20 protein-coding genes are annotated in these 21108 nt (G+C 46.3%); 14 read left to right on the forward strand and 6 right to left on the reverse strand.

Annotation, left to right across the window (positions count from 1 at the left end):
* Position 1: 1 nt before the first annotated feature.
* Complete coding sequence (locus GXP69_RS01810; RefSeq protein ID WP_163911595.1) at positions 2–1405, reverse strand: hypothetical protein; 1404 nt, start codon at positions 1403–1405, stop codon at positions 2–4.
* A gap of 102 nt (positions 1406–1507) precedes the next feature.
* On the opposite strand from GXP69_RS01810, the gene rbfA reads away from it, so the two are divergent.
* The 8 genes from rbfA (at position 1508) to GXP69_RS01850 (ending at position 10926) form a co-directional block, all read left to right on the forward strand.
* A complete protein-coding gene (gene rbfA / locus GXP69_RS01815; RefSeq protein ID WP_163911598.1) occupies positions 1508–1918 on the forward strand; it encodes a 30S ribosome-binding factor RbfA in 411 nt (136 codons plus the stop codon).
* Positions 1919–1939: 21 nt separating this feature from the next.
* Entirely contained in the window at positions 1940–2749 is an 810-nt protein-coding gene (locus GXP69_RS01820) for a class I SAM-dependent methyltransferase (protein WP_163911601.1), read from the forward strand.
* Between the two features lie 103 nt (positions 2750–2852).
* On the forward strand, positions 2853–4076 hold the full coding sequence (locus GXP69_RS01825; RefSeq protein ID WP_163911604.1) for an ABC transporter permease: 1224 nt from the start codon (positions 2853–2855) through the stop codon (positions 4074–4076).
* 212 nt (positions 4077–4288) lie between these two features.
* Positions 4289–7201, forward strand: coding sequence for a DEAD/DEAH box helicase (locus GXP69_RS01830; protein ID WP_163911607.1), 2913 nt, complete (start codon positions 4289–4291; stop codon positions 7199–7201).
* 244 nt (positions 7202–7445) lie between these two features.
* Positions 7446–7886, forward strand: coding sequence for an SRPBCC family protein (locus GXP69_RS01835; RefSeq protein WP_163911609.1), 441 nt, complete (start codon positions 7446–7448; stop codon positions 7884–7886).
* Between the two features lie 149 nt (positions 7887–8035).
* Entirely contained in the window at positions 8036–9514 is a 1479-nt protein-coding gene (gene crtD / locus GXP69_RS01840) for a 1-hydroxycarotenoid 3,4-desaturase CrtD (protein WP_163911611.1), read from the forward strand.
* Positions 9515–10201 carry a carotenoid biosynthesis protein gene (locus tag GXP69_RS01845; protein WP_163911614.1) on the forward strand — a complete coding sequence of 229 codons (687 nt, stop codon included), beginning with the start codon at positions 9515–9517 and terminating at the stop codon, positions 10199–10201.
* Positions 10202–10317: 116 nt separating this feature from the next.
* Entirely contained in the window at positions 10318–10926 is a 609-nt protein-coding gene (locus tag GXP69_RS01850) for a TetR/AcrR family transcriptional regulator (protein ID WP_163911617.1), read from the forward strand.
* A 64-nt stretch (positions 10927–10990) separates the two neighbouring features.
* Here GXP69_RS01850 and GXP69_RS01855 read toward each other — a convergent pair whose 3' ends face one another.
* Both GXP69_RS01855 and GXP69_RS01860 read right to left on the reverse strand, forming a co-directional pair.
* Positions 10991–11233 (reverse strand): DUF6952 family protein, encoded by a 243-nt coding sequence (locus tag GXP69_RS01855; protein WP_163911621.1) that lies wholly within the window; start codon positions 11231–11233, stop codon positions 10991–10993.
* Positions 11234–11247: 14 nt separating this feature from the next.
* Entirely contained in the window at positions 11248–11568 is a 321-nt protein-coding gene (locus GXP69_RS01860) for a thioredoxin family protein (RefSeq protein WP_163911624.1), read from the reverse strand.
* Between the two features lie 300 nt (positions 11569–11868).
* Between GXP69_RS01860 and prfA the strand changes: the two genes are divergently transcribed.
* From prfA to GXP69_RS01875, 3 genes are all read left to right on the forward strand, one after another.
* Positions 11869–12945 carry a peptide chain release factor 1 gene (gene prfA / locus GXP69_RS01865; protein WP_163911626.1) on the forward strand — a complete coding sequence of 359 codons (1077 nt, stop codon included), beginning with the start codon at positions 11869–11871 and terminating at the stop codon, positions 12943–12945.
* 195 nt (positions 12946–13140) lie between these two features.
* Positions 13141–14517 (forward strand): hypothetical protein, encoded by a 1377-nt coding sequence (locus GXP69_RS01870; RefSeq protein ID WP_163911629.1) that lies wholly within the window; start codon positions 13141–13143, stop codon positions 14515–14517.
* Positions 14518–14706: 189 nt separating this feature from the next.
* Positions 14707–15126: a secondary thiamine-phosphate synthase enzyme YjbQ gene (locus GXP69_RS01875; RefSeq protein WP_163911632.1), complete on the forward strand. Its 420-nt coding sequence runs from the start codon at positions 14707–14709 to the stop codon at positions 15124–15126.
* Positions 15127–15134: 8 nt separating this feature from the next.
* On the opposite strand, the gene GXP69_RS01880 is transcribed toward GXP69_RS01875, so the two are convergent.
* From GXP69_RS01880 to gpmI, 3 genes are all read right to left on the reverse strand, one after another.
* Positions 15135–16631: a M43 family zinc metalloprotease gene (locus GXP69_RS01880; RefSeq protein WP_163911634.1), complete on the reverse strand. Its 1497-nt coding sequence runs from the start codon at positions 16629–16631 to the stop codon at positions 15135–15137.
* A 108-nt stretch (positions 16632–16739) separates the two neighbouring features.
* Positions 16740–17309 (reverse strand): hypothetical protein, encoded by a 570-nt coding sequence (locus GXP69_RS01885; RefSeq protein ID WP_163911637.1) that lies wholly within the window; start codon positions 17307–17309, stop codon positions 16740–16742.
* Positions 17310–17314: 5 nt separating this feature from the next.
* Entirely contained in the window at positions 17315–18841 is a 1527-nt protein-coding gene (gpmI, locus tag GXP69_RS01890) for a 2,3-bisphosphoglycerate-independent phosphoglycerate mutase (RefSeq protein ID WP_163911640.1), read from the reverse strand.
* A 211-nt stretch (positions 18842–19052) separates the two neighbouring features.
* Between gpmI and GXP69_RS01895 the strand changes: the two genes are divergently transcribed.
* The 3 genes from GXP69_RS01895 to GXP69_RS01905 all read left to right on the forward strand — a co-directional run bounded on the left by GXP69_RS01895 (position 19053) and on the right by GXP69_RS01905 (position 21040).
* On the forward strand, positions 19053–19454 hold the full coding sequence (locus GXP69_RS01895; protein ID WP_163911642.1) for a DUF4783 domain-containing protein: 402 nt from the start codon (positions 19053–19055) through the stop codon (positions 19452–19454).
* A 65-nt stretch (positions 19455–19519) separates the two neighbouring features.
* Positions 19520–20383: a carboxylating nicotinate-nucleotide diphosphorylase gene (nadC, locus tag GXP69_RS01900; RefSeq protein ID WP_163911645.1), complete on the forward strand. Its 864-nt coding sequence runs from the start codon at positions 19520–19522 to the stop codon at positions 20381–20383.
* A 72-nt stretch (positions 20384–20455) separates the two neighbouring features.
* Positions 20456–21040, forward strand: coding sequence for a hypothetical protein (locus GXP69_RS01905; RefSeq protein WP_163911647.1), 585 nt, complete (start codon positions 20456–20458; stop codon positions 21038–21040).
* Positions 21041–21108 lie beyond the last annotated feature (68 nt).

Raw genomic sequence — 21108 nt, forward strand, 5'->3', positions numbered from 1 at the left:
ATTATTGTTTCAGGGTATAGGTGTTAGGCAATCCCGCAGACTTGTATCCATCAAATACGGTTGGCAGCTTATACTGTAGCTCCTGCATCAGGGTATCATCAGCTATAATATAAGTGGGTCGTTCGTTTCTGAAGTTCTGATAGATCTGGTAAACAGCATCGTATTCATTTAACCTGCCAAAATGCCGCTGCGCAAGTTGCCAGTTCAGGTACGGAGTAGCTGGCTTGTTATGCAGGTAATAGCGCGTATCAGGGCCAAGAACCAATACACGCTCATTGCGAATGGTTTCAGGAATGTCAGTGTCGGTAATGAGCTGCGTATCGGCTAGCTGAAGGATAGGATTTAAGCCCAATACATCCCGGTAACGCACAAGCAGCGTGGCAACAAGTAAAAGAGAAAATGCCAGATTAATCATCCAGCGCTTCATGTTGCCTGTAAAAAGGTACTCGCTGAAATAGGCAATGGCCGGGAGCAAGAGCACAAAAATGTTGGCTGAAATCTCCTCGCTGGAGATACATAAAAGTAGAGCCACCAAAAGCCATACCCACATTACCTGCTGAAATTTAACCTGAAAAACCAGGCGCTGTGGTAGTGACAACGATGATAACACAGAAAACACCAGCACAAGAAGAGGCAGTAGCATAAGCTTGGCAAGGTCGGCAGGTGGTAGCGCAAACGCTACATTAAACTGCCATGGCCTGAACAGGTGTAGAGCCAGAAATTCATCCAGCGTGTTTGTGTAAAAGTAAAAGGTTAGCAGTACGGCATAAGGGAACAGGAAGCCGCACAACATCAACAGAATGCTTCTGAAGGTATTGGATGCAAACAGTACAACCGCGAAAATACCTACCAGCATGTACAGGCTCAGAGGCAGGTAGCACATTGCTGCCAGACCAAGAATGAAACCCCCAACAAATAAACGGTTATTTTCAATCCCCTCACGCGAAACAGTAATCAGGTAAGGTAGCGAAAGTATAACAAATGTATGCCCTATCAATAAAGGTGTAAGCATACTTAACTCATAGGTAACACTTCCCATTAGCAGGTATAGCAGAGCCGGAATGTAGCTTTTATTAGCATAAACCTGATACCGGTTGAGAATAGAATTTAATGCCAGTGCCTGAAGCAACAGCAGCGAAATGGCAACGATACGGTAAGCCAGTACCGAGCGACCAGACACAAGATCGATCAGCCAGTATACCATGGCAGATAGCGGGGCTGTATCATCGTAAAGCTGCTTATACATGGTAAACCCATCAGCAAGACGCTCCCCTATCAACATGAAGTAAAACTCTTGCATTGTGCCTGCTGTAAGCATCAGATAAAGAGGCAACTGAATAGCCAGAAAGAGCAACACCAGCAGGAATAAACGGGAAGGCAGAATGCTTCTGAAGTAACTTACCAAGGAAAGAGTGAGTTAGAGAGAACTATAAACCAATAGCACCCGAAATGAATAAGGCGCTTTTGGGGTAAAAATGCGAAATAAATATGATATTTGCATCTTGGTATGGAAAGTAAAAGACAACAGAAATTCTCACGCCTGATACAAAAGGAACTGGCTGAAGTATTCCAGAGAGAGACTACACACCTTTTTGGCGGCTCTTATATCTCGGTTAGTGCGGTTCGGGTTTCGCCGGACCTGGGACTGGCACGTGTATACCTGAGCCTGATGATGACCCCAAATAAGGAAGAACTGCTTCAGGAAATCAGGGTAAATTTAAAAACAATACGGCACCACCTGGCGCAGCGCATTAAAAGCCAGGTTCGCATAATACCGGAGCTGGTGTTTTATATGGATGATACAGCAGAATATGCTGCAAACATTGATAAACTTTTTGATGGAATTGAAATTCCGCCAGCCGATAAAGACTACGATACCGACGATTATATCGAAGACATCGACAACGATCATAAATAGCCATAGTTTCGCTTCACCCTTATGCAATACGACCCGATAAAGCGGGTGCTGGGCGATGTTTTTAACAAAACGCCTTTCCTGCGTCGTGTATTTTTTAACTTACTGGACCTGTTGCTACTGCGAACCTGGCATGTGCACAAAGAACTGCGGCAGTGGGCTGCAAAACGCCGTGGACAGGAGCATTGCATTTTAGATGCTGGTGCCGGCTTCGGGCAGTACACGTACCATCTGTCCGGAATGAGCCCGAAGTGGAACATACTGGCGGTAGATGTAAAAGAAGAACAGGTTTCAGATAATAACCAGTTCATGCGTGCACTTGGACGACAGAACGTGCAATTCAAAATTGCTGACCTCGTCCATTTCCGTCAGCCTGATAGCTATGACCTTATTCTTTCAGTGGATGTGATGGAGCACATTCTGGAAGATGTGGAAGTGTTCGAGAACTTTCATGCATCGTTGCGTAAAGGTGGAATGCTTGTTATCTCGACCCCGTCAGACCAGGGTGGCTCTGATGTGCATGGCGACGACGAAACATCTTTTATTGAGGAACACGTACGCGACGGATACAACATAAACGAGATACAGGAGAAACTACGCAGTGCGGGTTTTAGCAAAATAGATGCACGCTACTCGTATGGCAAGCCCGGGCAAATCTCCTGGCGACTGTCTATGAAGTACCCGATGCTGATGCTGAATACTTCCAAACTGTTCTTTATCGTGCTACCGTTTTATTACCTGCTTACCTTCCCGTTCAGCCTTGTACTAAACTGGATGGATGTAAACAACCACCATAAATCAGGTACCGGGTTAATTGTAAAAGCCTGGAAGTAATTGATTGTTAATTGTTAAATTGTTGATTGCTGTTTTAGTATTAGCTATAGTTCGGTCTAACATAAAACAGAGAATGATGAACAATCAGCAATAAAAGCTAAAAATGAACGTCCCTTTTCTCATAGCAAAGCGGTACTTCTTCTCTAAAAAGAAGCGGAACATCATCAGCATTATTTCCAATATTGCGATGATAGGCGTAGCTGTGGGTTCTATGGCGCTCATTATTGTTTTATCTGTATTCAACGGCCTGGAAGACCTGATACGGAAGATTTACTCCAGCTTCGATCCGGACCTGAAGATCTCTATAGTTGAGGGGAAAGCATTTGAGACAGATACGGAGTTTATGAACCGCATTCGTAAGATGCCGGGAGTAGCTGTAGTTTCTGAAGTGATAGAAGATAATGCCTTACTGCGCTACAACGACCGGCAAATGGTCGTTAAGATGAAAGGTGTAAGTGAGAACTTCTTCCAGCAAAACGATATTGATACTTCAGTGGTGGAGGGTAGCCACCAGCTGATTCATAACGACAACTACTATGCGCTTGTAGGCCGTGGCGTACAATACCAGCTCTCGATTAAAACGGGCAGCCAGTTTGTGCCGATGCAATTCCTGTATCCGCGCAACACCAAGTTCAACCCTATGAACCCAGAAGGTGCCTTTAACAGTTTGCCTATACTTCCGGGAGGTGTTTTTGCAATTGAGCGACAGTATGACGATGCCTATGTGTTTGTGCCGCTCAACTATGCAGCCGAACTAATGGAATACGGCCGGAAACGTACAGCCCTTGAAATAAAGGTAGCGGAAGGCTATCGTATTGAACAGGTAAAGCGCTCGCTGCAGGAGTTGCTTGGGCCAAAGTTCAGGGTACAGAACAGCGACGAACAGCATACCAGCCTTTTGCGTGCTGTAAAAGTTGAGAAGCTGTTTGTATTCGTAACATTTGCCTTTATTCTTTTTATCGCTTCGCTTAATATTTTCTTCTCCCTCTCGATGCTGGTGATAGACAAGAAGAAAGACATTGCCATACTTGCCTCGATGGGCGCAACAGCTACAACTATAAGGAATATCTTTCTATTTGAAGGTGCGCTTGTCGCGTTTATCGGCGCAGCTTATGGGTTATCGCTGGGGATGCTGGTATGTAACCTGCAGCAAACCTTTGGCCTGGTAAGCATGGGCATGGCCACATCCCTGATCGAGGCATATCCCGTTAAAATGGAGATAGAAGATTTTATCCTCACAGGTGTGGCCATTATCGTCATCACGCTGCTTGTTTCTATCAGGCCGGCTAACAAGGCAGCTGCCATGTCTGTTACCGAAAATATATAACCCCTCCCCTCTCTACTGAATTTATACTTTCTATAGATACTACTATAAGGCACTTGTGGTAGAAAGACTGTAGTATGTCTGGTGTTAATAAACATTGGCCTGCTCATTCCTGTTATTGGCATAAATTATCCAAGCATACCTTCGAAAAGCCCCTTTTCAATAGGTTCTGACCGGAAAATTGGGTAAATTCGTAGTCCGAAATTGTATCTGGCATGAATGTTAGCACCACACAGCCTTTTCAGGTAGTTTATTCCTTATTTGAGCATGAGTACCTCGGCTTCCTTTTTGAATCTTTTGTAGTTCAGATTAATACACGTGGACAGCTAACTTTCCAGCACCAGAACGTTTCTAGTAAGAATGCGGATGAGTTTGCATCCCGTCTTGATGCAGATGATTTTAAACTGATACAGCTCATTGACCAGATACAGCAGGATGCTGTTATAAAGAAGTTCTCTCCCAAACGACTATCTGTTGTTGATTTTTTCCTGAAAGTGTATGACGCTGAAAAAGGCGATAAGCCGCTGCAGGAAAAGATAAACCAATATGTGCAGGCGCGCATGGGTAAGATAATGGAGCTGTTGCGCGACAAGCAGGTTTTTGTAATGGGCAAAGACGGAGAGCCTACCTGGAAAAAGCTTTCTTTCGCTCCTGAAAAAGCCTCAGTACTCTTCCACTTCCGTCGTAACGAAGACAATACCCATTACTTCCCAACTATAAAATATGCCGGCCAGAAGCTGGAGTTCATGTACAAAAATGCAGCGCTGATCTGCTACGAACCTGCCTGGCTGATGCTGAACGACATAATCTACAGTTTTGAAAAGGGAATTGACGGCAAAAAGCTGCAACCGTTCCTGAACAGGAAGTTTATAGCGATACCACGCAGCATTGAAGAAAACTACTATCGCGTATTTGTTACCCAACTGGTTGAAACAGCTGATGTGTATGCCAAAGGGTTTGAAATCCGGACTGATAAGTACACCCCTAAACCACAACTGTTATTCTCTAATATAAAAGCGGCGAACGTGCCGGAATTATTTGCAGATGCTATAACAGACCGTGAGCCGGACAAGATCTTGTTTGAGCTGAGTTATGTTTATGGTAAGAGTATAGTATCAGCCGCCGAAGCTAAAAAGGTGAGCGTTGACCTTGAGAAAACAGCAGAGTCTTATATTTTTCATAGGCTTACGCGCGATACAACACGTGAAAAGGAAATATGCAAGGAGCTTGGTAAACGCGGGCTTGAATTGAAGGCAGGCAGAACGGTGATGGAAAAGGGGGCTGCCGTAGCCTGGCTGGCTGCTAATTTACCTGAACTGGAAAGCAAGGACTATACAATCAAACAATCAGATAAGAGCGGCAAACATTACTTTATAGGTGATGTAGCCGTTGAAGTAGGCATAACCGAGAATAATGACTGGTTCGATATTTATGGTATAGTTCGTTTCGGTGAGTTTGAGATACCGTTTATTAAACTCAAAAACCACATTCTGACCAAAAACAATGAGTTTATTTTGCCTAACGGGCAGGTGGGTATTATACCTGATGAGTGGTTTACGCAATACATAGAACTGTTTGCCTTTGCTGAAGGCGACGAGCAGCTAAAACTACGCAGGCACCACATGGCATTGGTAAACGACCTGCAGAACGGTAACCTGGCTACCGTAACCATGAACCGAAAGCTGGAGAAGCTGCGCGAGTTCGAAACTATAGAAGATCAACCAATGCCGGCAGGCTTTGTAGGTGAGTTGCGCCCTTACCAGAAGGCAGGATACAACTGGCTGCATTTTGTGCAAAACTATAAGTTTGGCGGTTGTTTGGCCGATGACATGGGCCTTGGTAAAACCGTGCAGACGCTGGCCATGCTGCAGCGACGCAAAGAGAACGGAGCTGAAAGCGCATCTTTGCTGGTGATGCCTACCTCACTGGTTTATAACTGGCTGAATGAGGCACAGAAGTTTACGCCTAACCTGCGCATCCTGAACTATACAGGTACTTACCGCGAGAAAAACGTGGCTCTATTCTCTGAATATGATGTCGTACTTACCTCTTATGGCATTATGCGTCTGGATGCAGAGCTACTCAAAACGTACTATTTCGATTATATCATCCTGGATGAGTCGCAGGCTATCAAGAACCCGGACTCTACTACATCGCGCTCGGTGAGGGAACTGAAAGCACGGCACCGTCTTATACTAACCGGTACGCCTGTAGAGAACAGCACTATGGATCTGTGGGCGCAAATGTCGTTCATTAACCCGGGCCTGCTTGGCAACCAGCACTTCTTCCGGAATGAATTCCTGAAACCGATTGAAAAGGACAAGGATGAGCATAAGACACGCCGGCTGCATGCACTAATAAAACCTTTTATATTGCGCAGGCATAAGTCGCAGGTGGCAAAAGAACTGCCTGAAAAAATAGAGCATACCACCTTCTGTAAGATGACAGAGGAACAGGAGCTTGCCTACGAAGAAACCAAGTCCTACTATAGAAATAAAATTCTGAAGAGCCTGGAAGAGAACGGGCCGGGGAATACCCAGTTCATGCTTTTGCAGGGCCTTACCAAACTACGGCAGATCGCCAACCACCCACTCATGACCGACCCTGGGTACGAAGGTAGTTCCGGTAAACTGAAGGAAGTGATTCACAAAACCAGGGATGTGGTAAGCAAGGGTCACAAGGTGTTGATATTCAGTCAATTTGTGAAGCACCTGGAAATAATTAAGCGCTCGCTGGATAAGCGGGATATTAGCTATACGTACCTGGATGGTAATACCAAAAACCGCCACGAGCAGGTAGAACGTTTCCAGAAGGATGAAACGATACAGGTGTTCCTGATCTCGCTGAAGGCTGGTGGTGTGGGGCTTAACCTAACAGCAGCAGACTATGTGTTTATCCTGGACCCATGGTGGAACCCGGCTGTAGAAGCGCAGGCCGTAGACCGTGCACACCGTATCGGGCAGCAGAATACGGTATTTACTTACAAGTTTATTACTAAAGATTCGGTAGAAGAGAAGATACTGGCCCTACAGAACCGTAAGCTACAGCTGGTAACTGACCTGATAAGCACCGATGAAACTATAATGAAGAGCCTGACAAAAGAAGATATAGACAATCTGTTGAGCTAATGATTGCTAATCGTTGATTGCTGAAATTCTAAACAAAAACGCTGCTGCAACTATAGTTATAGCAGCGTTTTTGTTTGCCTGTGCTATAACTTTTATAGTTGGAAGAGGTTATTCTTCATGTAACAATTTGTCATCCTTGTGTTAGGAGAGATCGATTTTAAGCTGTATTAGATTTCTCGCTGCGCTCGAAATGACAAAGTATGTTTTGAATAAAAATCAACAACCATCAACTAACAATCAAACCGTGCGGCTGCATCTTAAAACGAACGTAAGACAAAACTATAGACAGGTGTTTGATGCATTTGATGAACAGCTGTTCCGGAAACTTGCCCCGCCCTATCCTAAACTAAAGTTGCTGCGCTTCGACGGTTCTGAGCCCGGCGATGTGGTGGAAGTTGAATTACGGACGGGTGTCAAATCCTTCCGCTGGACCAGCCTGATTACAGAAAGAACTATAACCGACACCGAAGCATATTTTATAGATCAGGGACAAGTGTTGCCACCTCCTCTGAAACTATGGCACCACAAACACCTGGTAACAAAAGCTGGTTCAGACGCTGTCATTCACGATATCATCACATACCAAACCAGCTCTAAGCTGCTGGATTTACTGCTTTACCCGTTTATGCTGGCAGGTTTTGGGATGCGTGGCCCTGTTTACAGGAGAATATTCGGGAAAGTGTAAGCTCTGTTTCCCCACTGGAAATAGAATATATATGGTGCAATTATAGAGATGATAGGATAACTACATTTTACTATGAACACTCAGGTAAGATTGTTTCCCTAAACTTTTCTGCCCGATTTGAGTTAAGTGCACAAGTAAAGTAAACAGCAATGGCAAATGCAGTAGTTATAGGAGCAGGTATCGGTGGTATAGCGACAAGCATACGCTTAGCCCTGAAGAACTATAGCGTAACTGTTTTTGAGGCAGCTGATACTTTTGGTGGCAAAATGCAGCAGTTCTGGTTGGGTAACTATAGGTTTGATGCCGGTCCCTCGCTTTTCACATTGCCGCATTTAGTAGATGAGCTGTTTACATTAGCTGGCCGTACCCCAGCCAATTACTTTACCTATAACCGCCTCGATCCCATTACTCATTACTTCTGGCCGGATGGCAGCCATGTGAAAGCCTATGCCGATGCCAGCAGGTTTGCAAACGAGGTAAACCAACAGCTGGGTGTGCCGCAGCAGGCAGTTTTAAAAGCGCTGGCCCGCAGCGAGCGGCTTTACAAAGGCACGGCAGATACTTTTCTGCACAAGTCGTTGCACCGCCTGGATACGTATTTGAGTGCTGATGTGCTGAAATCATTGCAATGCCTTCCCGATCTGGGGTTAACGACCACAATGCATGAGGCCAATACGGCGCAGTTCTCAGATCACCGGTTTGTGCAACTGCTCGATCGGTTTGCTACTTACAATGGTTCTGATCCTTACCAGGCACCCGGTACGCTCAACATTATTCCGCACCTGGAGCATGGCATTGGCGCTTTTTACCCCGAAGGCGGTATTTATAGTATAGCCGCAAGCCTGGTGAAGCTGGCAGAAGAACTGGGTGTCACATTCAAATTTAATGAGCCCGTACAACAGATACTGACATCGGGTAAAACTATAAACGGGGTGGAAACCAGCCAGGCAAACTATAAAGCAGACGTAGTGGTGAGCAACATGGATATTGTGCCAACCTATAGGCGGTTGCTGCCAAACCATAAAGCACCGGAGCGTACGTTACAGCAACCACGTTCAAGTTCAGCCCTGATTTTTTACTGGGGCATTAAAAGAGATTTTCCGCAGTTGCATGTGCATAACATCTTCTTCAGCGAGAACTATAAAACTGAATTTGAGCACATCTTTAAATACAAAACGATAAGCCCCGACCCAACTGTTTACATCAATATTACTTCTAAAGCTGATCCGCAGGATGCACCAGCTGGCGCAGAGAATTGGTTTGTGATGGTGAACGTGCCACATAACCAGGGGCAGAACTGGCAGCAGCTAACCTCTGAAACCCGGCAGGCAGTACTTCGGAAACTAAGTAACAGGCTAGGCAAAACTATAGAACCCCTGATAGAAGAAGAGCAGCTACTGGACCCCTTGCTGATAGAAGAGCGTACATCGTCGTATGCCGGGGCTTTATATGGCAGCAGCTCCAATAACCGGATGGCTGCCTTTTTGCGCCACCCAAACTATAGCAGTAGCATAAAAGGCCTGTATTTTTGTGGTGGCAGTGTGCACCCTGGCGGTGGAATACCGTTGTGCCTGCTTTCGGCTAAAATAGTTGGCGAGCTGGTGCCCGAACCTAACGTACATGTGTAAATGATCAGAAGTTTAACAGAAGAAGCTCCTCGTATTGTAACACCCCCTCAACGCCGTATTAGTTTTTGGGCGGCTTTGTTGGTGATAGTGATTTTTCATGCCGTAGGGTTCTGGGGCTTGCAGTTCAGCGGACGACCCACATACTTCCAGGAGCTGACCCCACTGAACCTGTTGCTTACCAATGTCCTGCTCTTTAGTCTGCATAGGCACTGGAACTGGCCTTTCATAGCTTTTGCTGTAACAACAGTCGTCGTAGGTTTTCTGGCAGAGGTTTTAGGGATTCATACCGGCCTGCTTTTCGGGAACTATAACTATGGCGCTGCTCTTGGTTTAAAACTATGGGATGTGCCCCTGCTTATAGGGCTTAACTGGTTGCTGCTGGTTTATACCACCGGAACTATAGTTAACAGGTTAAGCCAAAACCTGCTGATAAAAGCAGCTGCTGGTGCGGGGTTAATGGTGCTTTATGATTTTTTTATGGAGCCTGTGGCCATGCAGTACGATTTCTGGAGCTGGCAAAACGATCAGATTCCCCTTTCTAATTACCTGGGCTGGCTTGGGCTTGCATTTGTGCTACAGCTCTTTTTTCATAGAACAGACACCTGGAAACAGAACCCGCTAGCACCATGGGTTTATGTTGTGCAACTACTTTTCTTTATTGGCCTGTACTTATTTCTGGTAATGTAATTGCTTGTAGGTACTAAAAAGTATCCATACTTTTACAGGATTTTTGGTATTGCCAGTGCTCCAAAATTATAGTTTCGTACTGCTCTGGTAACTGCCTGTTATATGAAAGCAAATACATGACCTTTTTAGAAACGATACTGGAGGAGCTTTTACAACTGTTTAAGCACGAGGGGATTGAAGCAAATACCGATTCAGAAATAGTCCGGAAGCTGGATATCAGGCAGCCTACATACCAGGAGCTGTTTGCCGACAGAAAGGACATGATTATGCAGGTCGTTCGTTATGACATTGCCCAGCAGCAAAAAGAGCAGGCCGCGATGCTGGACAAAGCGAGTAACCCTGTGGAGCAGATTATGCTGTTATTACAGGACGGCATTATACGTCTGCGAGATATAAACCCTGTTTTTATTACTGATCTGCAGCTTTACCCGGAGGCCTGGAATGCCAGTATCAGGTACGTTAGTGAAAACAACCAGCAAGTGAATGCCGAAATTCTGAACCGGGGTATTTTGGAAGGGTACTTCAGAAAAGACATAAACCTGCAACTGGTTACTAAAATTATTTTGGAGCAGTTCTTTATGCTGGTAAACCCTGCCGTTTTCCCGCCGGCAAAATATAACCTGGCCGAAGTATTTCGCAGCATTTACCTGTACTATGTGCGGGGCATCTGTACCGACAAAGGTGGCAGGTTAGCCGAAGAATTCTTTTCAAAGAATAACATCTGAGTTATATAAAAAGCAAAGGCCCGGCAGCTAAGCCAGGCCTTTTGTTTTTGCTCAAACTATAGCTTTAGCTGATAGATACACGCACTTTCTGAGTATATGCACGAAGGGCTGTTTTAAAATCAGCTCCGTTGTCATTCATTTCGTTCAGAATCCAGACTGCGGCCAACACATGTGTCAGCTGCTCACCCTCGTCGTCGCCTTCTACTTCTATCGCTAAAGGCTGCTCTTCAACTATAGCTGTTTCAGCGGCAATCAGCTCATCCAGTTTATAGTTTTCAACCAGTTTTTTTATTGCAGGTATTTTCATTCTTATTACTAAAATTAAGCGTCTAATTTATGGATCAGTTCACGAACGGCTTCCTCTTTGCTGGCCGCTACTGAATCTACAAGTTGTCCGTTCTTAAACACGGCAAAAAAAGGCAGGTTGGTTACGTTAGCCAGCTTACGTGCCTCAGGGCTGGTTTCGGCGTTCACATCCACAAACGCTATTCCATCAAATGCTTCGTCGTCAGACATGCGCTTAAACTTGGGCGAAAACAGGCGGCAGCTGCCACACCAGTCGGCATAATATTTCACTACTACCCTCTGGTTAGAGTTCAGTACTTGTGTAAAATCGTTATCGGTTGCTAGTATTACAGCCATATTATTTTAATTTGATATGTACGTTTATAATAATGTCTCCTGTATTAACTACTGTCAAAAGTAAATGTTTCGGGCGACAGTCGGGCTATAGTTTGGATAGATTTAATTTATCCGTTTATAGGTAAAATCTATAATGTGGCTTATTTTAATAGTGGCCACTCTATCTGAAACTATACGCACAGCTTTAAAGTTATAGTTTAGAATTAATTAAGGCGACAGAATTATACACGAGTGGCAAAAAGGAATATCAAATCTAGAAGCCAATTTTGTATCTTTGCAGCCTAAAACCAGCATAACACAATGTTAGATAAGTTAGAAGCTATTAATCAGCGTTTCGAAGAGGTTAGCCAGTTGCTCATTCAGCCGGATGTAGCCAGCGACATGAAGAAATTTAAAGCGCTGAACAAAGAGTATAAGGATCTGGATAAGATCGTTACAGAATATAAAAAGTACCTGAACATCCTGAGCAACATCGACAACGCCAAACAGGTGATTGCGACAGAGAAAGACGAAGACTTCCGTGAAATGGCGAAGGAAGAACTGGATGAGCTGATCCCGCAGCGCGAAGCTATGGAAGATGCCCTGAAGGAACTGCTTATCCCGAAAGATCCGAACGATAGCAAAGACATCATCATGGAAATTCGTGCGGGTGCTGGTGGTGACGAAGCTTCTATTTTTGCCGGCGACCTTTACCGTATGTACAGCCGCTTTGCTGAAAAGCAGGGTTGGAGAATGGAACTGATGGATGCTACAGAAGGTACATCAGGCGGTTACAAAGAGATTATAGTTGGTGTATCCGGCGAAGATGTATATGGCAAGCTGAAGTTCGAATCGGGTGTGCATCGCGTGCAGCGTGTACCGGCTACCGAAACGCAGGGCCGTATCCATACATCGGTTGCATCTGTGGTAGTATTACCAGAAGCAGAAGAGTTTGACGTGGAAATCGATATGAACGATGTGCGCAAAGACCTTTTCTGTTCGTCAGGCCCGGGTGGTCAGTCGGTAAACACTACGTACTCGGCTGTTCGTTTAACGCACATCCCGACTGGTATTGTGGCGCAGTGCCAGGACCAGAAGTCGCAGCTTAAGAACTTTGATAAAGCGTTGGCAGTACTTCGCTCGCGTATTTATGAAGTAGAATTAGCCAAGAAAAACGAAGCCGAAGGTGCCCAGCGTAAAAGCATGGTAGGCGGCGGCGACCGTTCTGATAAGATCCGTACATACAATTACCCGCAGGGCCGCGTTACCGACCACCGTATTGGTTACACAGTATATAACCTGCCTGCCGTAATGGATGGCGGTATTGATGATTTCGTAGAAGAGCTACGTATTGCTGAAAACGCCGAAAGACTGAAAGAAGGCGCAACAGCTGAATAATAAAGCAAAAGCTTAACAAGTTATATAAAGGATGCAGCTACCACTGCATCCTTTTTTATTGCGGATGCATAATTGTTTAATGGTTAAATGGGTAAATTGCTGAACTGTTTAACTATTTGTGAGTATAACGACTCGCAGTGATCAGCTTAACTACACTCTTTTCTAAAGCGGATAACGAATAACCAACAATCAAACTTGAAATACCTGCTCGCCATACTGCCACTGCTCTGCCTGCTGTCTATAGTTGGTTGCGACCCTAAGGATGAAGTGCTGACTACAGATCCGGGTGCGGTGCTTCAATTTTCGCAGGATACGGTGTTGTTTGATACGGTGTTTGTTTCGCGGGGCAGCGTGACCAAACGCCTGAAAGTATATAACCGCAACGACAAAGCTGTACGCATCAGCAGCATTACACTGGCTGGCGCCAACTCTTCGGCCTATAACCTGATCATCAACGGACAGGAAACACCAGTGCGTAATAACCTGGAACTGCGTGGACAGGACAGCCTCTACATTCTGGTAAAGGTCAACATAAACCCCAATGACACGAATCTGCCTTTTCTTGTAGCAGACTCTATCTTATTTGATACAAACGGGAAGCGGCAAACTATAAAACTGGTGGCATATGGCCAGAATGCGGTCTTTCACCGGAAGAAAACGATTGGCACCACAACCTGGACGAGCAATTTACCGCATGTGTTGTTAGATACTGTTTTACTGGATAAGGGAGCTACGCTAACTATAGAACCAGGTACCCGTGTTTATGCAGGCAGTAAGGGAGTGCTGTTAGTAAACGGAACTTTGAACGTAAACGGCACCCCAGAGCAGCGAGTAACTTTTAGCGGTTACCGGCGCGAAGCAGAATATGTGCGTGCACCAGGCCAGTGGGAGGGCATCCGGATACTTGCCCAAAGCAGCAATAACTCTATCAAGTATACTGATATCCTGAATACGACTTTTGGGTTAAGGATCGGTAATCCCGGGCAAGGTGGTACACTGGTAGAAGGGTGTGTTATCGGGCATGCTTTTCTGGATGGTTTAGTTGCCTTTACTTCGGATGTACGTGTCGTGAATACCCTGATCTATAACTGCGGTCAGTTTGGTTTCGGCGGTTTAGGTGGCGGCAACTATGAGGTGCTCTACTCCACTATTGTAAACTATAATAACACGCTGCCACGGCCAACCCCCGCTTTCGTGATAACAGACTACATACCGGACACTGAGATACGGGATAAGCCAACCAGCTTGCGGCTCATCAATACTATAGTTTATTCAGATGATTTCGGTGCGAAGGACGAATTGCTTCTGGATGCGGGAACTGGCGCAAGCCTGGAGATAACCAATAACCTTTTGCGCTCTGCCAGATACACCAATCTGCTGAGCACGAATAGTAACATACTGAACCAAGAGCCAAAGTTTAAAGAGCCCGGCAAGTATAATTTCCAGCTCGATACGTTGTCGCCGGCAAGTGGTGCAGCCCGCAGGTTGCAAACTATAGACCAGGACCTGAAAGGCAAATTGCGAAGCATTACAAACCCCGATATAGGTGCCTACGAACGAACTATAGACTGATCTATAGTTAGAAAGTTAGAAAAGTATAAGTTAAAAAGTAAAGGCCTGCAGCGTGCATGGTTCTTTGAGCTTTCTGATTTAGATTTCAGAACATACAATTTGTTAGATCTTAAACTATAAAAACTTTCTAACCTTCTAACTTCTCAACTCTCAAACTCCTAAACTTCCCAACTCCCAAACTATAAAACTATGTGGTTCCAGAAAGAGATACGTTTGCCTGCTGTTCAGCGGGGTTTTCACCTGATTACAGATCTGGTCGAGTCGCAGTTGCCGGAGCTGGAAGAGATAAGCATGGGCATGGCACATATCTTTATCAAACATACCTCGGCCAGCTTAACTATAAGCGAGAACGCAGACCCGACCGTACGACAGGATTTTGAAAGCCATTTTAATAAGATGGTGCCTGAAAACGCGCCTTACTACCAACACACTTCCGAAGGTCCGGACGATATGCCTGCACATCTGAAAGCGGCTATACTAGGCAGCTCGGTAACTATACCGATTACAAACGGAAGGTTTAACCTGGGCACCTGGCAGGGCCTTTACCTGTGCGAGCACCGCAACCATGCTTCCAAGCGCTGGATTGTAGTAACTCTGACGGGCAACTAAACTATAGTTTACCTGATGATGGTAATCTTTTTGGTCTGAATGCCTTCGGTGCCGCTTACCCGCAGGAAATAAACACCACTCGGCAGGCCTGCTGTATTTAGTTCGGCCACACGGGTAGTTACTTCCTCGCTCAGCACTACCTGGCCTAAACGGTTTATAAGTTCCACGTGACGCAGCGTTACGGCGGCAGGTTGCTCAATTATAACATAACCTGATGCCGGAACAGGGTAAACGGTCAGGTCGTTTGGCGTAACTTCAATATACTGATCGCGGGTTTCGGTGCTGCTTAAATTGCCTCTGGTTATGGTTAGCGAAACTTTATACTTACCCGGTTTAAAATAGCTTACCGTAGGGTGCTGCTCTGTAGAGGTAGAAGGCGTGCCACCTTCAAATTCCCAAAGCCAGTTTGTGGGCCTCACTCCTACTGATGTATCCTTAAATGTAACTTTACGATCGCGGCGCACAAGTGTATCAGTAGCAGCTTCAAAATCGGCAAGCAACCCGCCGCTACACGCTGGCGAGAGCAGGATTCTGGACCTGGAAGAACTCAGCACGGCCTGCATAAATTCAATCTGGCCATTAGTGAACAGGTTCATACAGGCATCGTAACTATAGTCCATGTAGTTCTGCCACATGTTGCCATAGGGACCATTGTTGCAAGATAATTCAATCCCGGAAGGGCATTCGTACGTCGGGCCACGCTGGTTAGGCGTATCATCGATGCCATCCGAATCGGAGCAGGTTGCGTTACCATCGCCCCAGATGTGGCGCAGGCCAAGCCAATGCCCGATTTCGTGGGTGGCAGTGCGGCCTTTATTATATTGTGTGCCGGCTTTGTTGTAAGGAGTAGTGCCTACTGCCTGAAAATGGAGCACAACGCCATCGTTCTGAGGGCTGATACGTGCACCCGGAAAAGTAGCCCAGCCGAGCACATTTTCCTCAATATTGCCAATCCATATGTTCAGGTACTGGTCCCGGTCCCAGGCTGCAGCTCCGCCTTCTTCAGCGCGTTTAATGCGGTTATTTGACGGGTTGAAGCTTCTGGTTGTGGTAAATGTGCGGGTAATACCGTTAGTTGGCAGGCCATCCGGGCCGATAGATGCAAGACAAAACTCTATACCTGCATCACCTGCTAAAGCTTCAAAATGTACCGGCGTATTTATTTTATCTGCATTGGTTCTCCTGAAATCAGCGTTGAGTACGGCTAACTGCGAAAGGATCTGCTCATCTGAGATATTTTGTTCCGGTCTGTTATAAAGCACATGAAAGACAACCGGAATAGAGATGATTTCCGCGCTTCGCATGGCTTTGCCTCGGCTCTTCTGCTGGCTGATGTAAAGTTGCGCTGCATCGCGGGCTTTCTGCTGCTGTAGTTTAGTGCCCGGTTCCAGGCGCTCCAGCGTCTCCTGGTACTGGTCGGTAGCGCAAACCCGGTATTTGCCTGGCTGGCCATAGGCAGGCGCAAGCAGTAGTAGCGCGAAGCTTAAAAGAGCAGAGAAGCGCATAAAAGCAGGTAGTAAAAGTATGAAATAGCAAAAACTTTAGCAGTAAAGAGAAATGCTTACAAAACTACTGAATTTATGCCTTACAACTGCCTGTGTAGCAGGGGTAAACTATAAATTAACGTGGATGCTGTAGTGTAGCGAATCGCTGAAGATCAGTTTCTGTACTCCGTTTATGCGATAGCTCTGCAGGTGCCCGTTTTGTGGGTTGGCCTCTAATATTGCATTACGTTCAGAATAGAAAAGAAGATTTTCGTCGTGCATGGTAGCTTCCAAGCGCTGCAGGTTACCTGAAGGACTTATTTGCAGAAGCAGCCGTGATACAGGTGCTTTGGCATCTGGTATACGCTGGTAACTGACGGCCTTGCTGCCGTCCGGTAACTCTTGTTCCTGGCGGCTGTAGTATTCCTGCAATGTGGGCTTGGTAATATCGGCGTCTTCAAAAACGGCCAGTTCATCACCCCAGTTTACGTGGTTAAGTTGTATGGTTTCGGTTGGGGCATGCTCCGTTTTCACGGTTTTGAGTATAGCCGGTTGTGCTGCCTGCAGGCGCTTTGCTTCCTGCTGCACGTAAGCAGCAACGTTAAAGTTAGAAGCACTGGCAGCGTGTGGCGCCGGCTGCTCACAAGCTACCAGTGCCACTACGGCCATTACAATACAAGCTATACTATAGTTTCTCACCAGGTTTAGTGGTTTATCAGTGATTTTCCTGTCATTTCAGGTGGCTGCGGAACTCCCATCAGCTCCAGTATAGTTGGGGCAATATCTCCCAGCTTACCTTCGTGCAGTTCACCTTTAAAGGTATTGCTTACCAATACGCACGGAACAAGGTTTGTGGTATGGGCGGTGTTTGGTGTGCCGTCGTCATTTATCATGCAGTCGGCGTTGCCATGGTCAGCTATAACTATAGTATCATAGCCATTTTCAAGAGCAGTGGTTACCACAGCGGCGGCACATTCATCCACAGCTTCGCAGGCTTTTACAGCTGCTTCAAATACGCCCGTATGGCCAACCATGTCGGGGTTTGCAAAGTTAAGGCAAACAAAGTCTGCACTTTTCTTCTGTAGTTCGGGCACCAGTACATCGCGCAGGTCGTAAGCACTCATTTCGGGCTTCAGGTCATAAGTCGCTACTTTAGGCGACGGGCACAGCAAACGCTTCTCTCCGGCAAATTCGGTCTCGCGGCCGCCTGAGAAGAAGAAAGTTACGTGCGGGTATTTTTCTGTTTCGGCAATACGTATCTGAGTTTTGCCAGCTTTCTCTAACACCTCGCCCAGCGTGTTGTTCAGGTTATCCTTATCAAAGATCGGCGATACGTTCTCAAATGTATCGTCGTAGTTGGTCATGGTCACATAATGCAGGTTGAGCTTATGCATGTTCTGCTCCGGAAAGTCGCGCTGCGTCAAAGCCTGCGTTATCTCGCGGCCACGGTCTGTCCGGAAGTTAAAGCAAATCACTACATCGCCATCCTTTATAGTTGCTACTGGCTCCCCGTTGCTGTCTACACGAACGATAGGCTTTATAAATTCATCGGTAACGCCTGCATTGTAAGACTCTAGTATGGCACTGATAACATTAGATGATGGCTTGCCCTCGCCCTTCACCATCAGGTCGTACGCCAGCTTTACGCGCTCCCAACGGTTATCGCGGTCCATGGCATAATAGCGCCCGATTACGGAAGCTATAGTTCCGGTGGTGCGGTCTATGTGCTCGCTCAGGTCGTTCATGTATTTTACGCCGCCTTTCGGGTCGGTATCGCGGCCATCGGTAAAGGCATGGATGTATACCTGCTGCAGGCCTTCGTCGAAAGCAGCAGTGCAGAGTGCCTTTAGGTGGTTGAGGTGCGAGTGTACGCCACCATCCGAAACCAGCCCGATAAGGTGCACTGGCTTTTTGTTTTCGCGGGCATAGGCAAAAGCGTTTGCCAGTGCCGGCATACTGCCCAGCTTTTTGTCGGCAATGGTTTTGTTAATCAATACCAGGTCCTGGTACACTACACGGCCGGCACCAATGTTCATGTGGCCCACTTCGGAGTTACCCATCTGGCCCTCTGGTAAGCCTACGGCTTCGCCGGAAGCCTGCAGCCTGGTATGTGGATATTTTGCGATAATAGAATCGTAGAAAGGAGTGTTGGCCTTTTGGATGGCCGAGACCGCTGGATTAGTGGCAATTCCCCACCCGTCCAGGATCACTAAAAGTACCTGCTTGTTCATGCTGCAAATATAGCTATAATCTTGTGTATACTTATCCCGTGCTCCAACTATAACATTCCTGCTGCTGTGTTGGTAAAGTATAATTTTAAAGGTGTATCAGGTAAGTTCTGAATTTTATATATAACTTAACCACCGCAATCTCTGGTGTTATACGCATTGTATAGTTGTTGGCATAGTTTTAGCTCTAGGTCTGTAGGTTACAAACAACATTATGAAAAATTTTAAACAGTTTGCCTTCGTTTTCTCTTTGGTTCTGGTTGTGGCGTTTATGTCAGTAGGGCAAGCCATGGCACAGGGTGGTGTAATGGAAAGCGTTAAGTCGGCAATGAAGGCCGGATCTTCCAAAGACCTGGCCCGCAGCTTTAACAGTACCGTAGAGCTTACGCTAAACGGCAAGGAAGCTACCAGCTATAGTAGTACACAGGCTGAGTTCGTGATGAAGAACTTCTTCAGCAAAAACGCTCCTGTAGATTTTACTTACAGCCACCAGGGTTCTTCCGACAAGGGGCAGCAATATGCCATCGGTACCTATAGTTCTAAGAGCGGAACGTACACAGTATTAGTACGAATGAAAGAATCTAAGATACAATCCATGAATTTTATAAAAGATTAAGTATATACAAGCATATTTTTAGCAAGGCCCGGGGTTTATCCCGAGCCTTTTTTTATTTTTGCACCGTGAAACCGACATACCTCACCGAAAAAAGTATAAGCGAGTTTATCGCGATGGCGCTGGCCGAAGATATTGGCGACGGCGATCACTCCTCGCTGGCCTCTATTCCGGCAGATGCGCAGAACCAGGCGCGCCTGCTTGTGAAAGGGGAAGGCATACTGGCTGGCGTTGAGCTTGCTGGTTACATATTTAACGCCGTTGACCCCGGATTGCAGGTAGAAGTACTGTTGCAGGACGGTGCTGCTGTAAAATATGGCGATGTGGCCTTAACCGTAAAAGGGAAAGCGCAGAGCATACTTACAGCAGAGCGATTGGTACTAAACTGCATGCAGCGCATGAGCGGCATTGCCACCTACACAAATCACCTGACGGAGCTGATAAAAGGCACAAACGCAAAGCTGCTCGATACCCGCAAGACCACACCTAATTTCCGGATTATGGAAAAGTGGGCTGTTGTGATAGGTGGCGGGCATAATCACCGTTTCGGCCTGTTCGATATGATCATCCTGAAAGATAACCATGTGGATTATGCCGGCGGCATAAAGGAAGCTATAGTTGCCACACAGCGTTACCTGCAGGAGAAAGGCAAAGACCTGCGCATTGAGGTAGAAACCCGCAACCTGGAAGAAGTGAAGCAAGCGCTGGAAACAGGTGGTATCCATAGGATTATGTTGGATAACATGACTCCGGAGATGATGCGCGAAGCAGTGGCTATGATCGGTGGAAAGTATGAGACTGAAGCATCCGGCGGCATAACAGAAGAAACCATTCGTGCCGTAGCCGAGTGTGGCGTAGATTATATCTCGGTGGGTGCACTTACACACTCTATAAAAAGTATTGACCTGAGCCTGAAGGCTTACAAACTATAGTTTTGGCAGGCCCTGCAGCCAGAGAAGCGAAGCAGAAGAAAACAGCAGGGCAACAAAATCAGAAAAACAAGAATGCAGCAGTTAAACCAAAGATTTCGTGCACCACAGGGACCAGCTCCGGGCACGATTCGCACCAAAAAGTACCAGTTAGACAAAGACCTGTTTACTAAAATAGCATTAGGCAAAGTATGGCGCCGCGAGTGGTGGTACGCCCTGATCCCGTTTGCGCTGTTCATGCTACCAGCTGTATTCAGCTTCTCGTGGTGGTGGGTAGTAGGTGCCGTAATTATGACGATCATTTACGTGGCCATCCGTTCGGCACAAATAGTAGGCGTAACACGCGTAGAGCAAGGTACTGCCCTGTTTGAGAAAATGAATTACGAGATTGACCAGCGCCAGATCATTATGAAGCGCAACGAGCGCGAAGGCATGAGCATGAACTGGGATATGATAGCCAAGGCAGAGCGTAGCAATGATGCATTCCTGTTGTGGCTGAAACCAGCCAGTGCTGATCTAATGCCGAAAGGATTTAAAGGCTGGCTGGCACGTACTTTCCAGGCTCCGGTTTTTATTCACCTGCCTTATCGTATATTTGTGGGCACCAACGACGTGAAGCTGATGGAAAGCCTGCTGCGCCGCAAGAGCCTGATAGCTTAAGCTGGCCGCCCAGGAACCTTAACGTCTAGGGTAAACGTAAAATGTTATAAATTAGTGTTTTGTCTGTA

Source organism: Pontibacter burrus, assembly GCF_010686685.1.
Taxonomy (GTDB): domain Bacteria; phylum Bacteroidota; class Bacteroidia; order Cytophagales; family Hymenobacteraceae; genus Pontibacter; species Pontibacter burrus.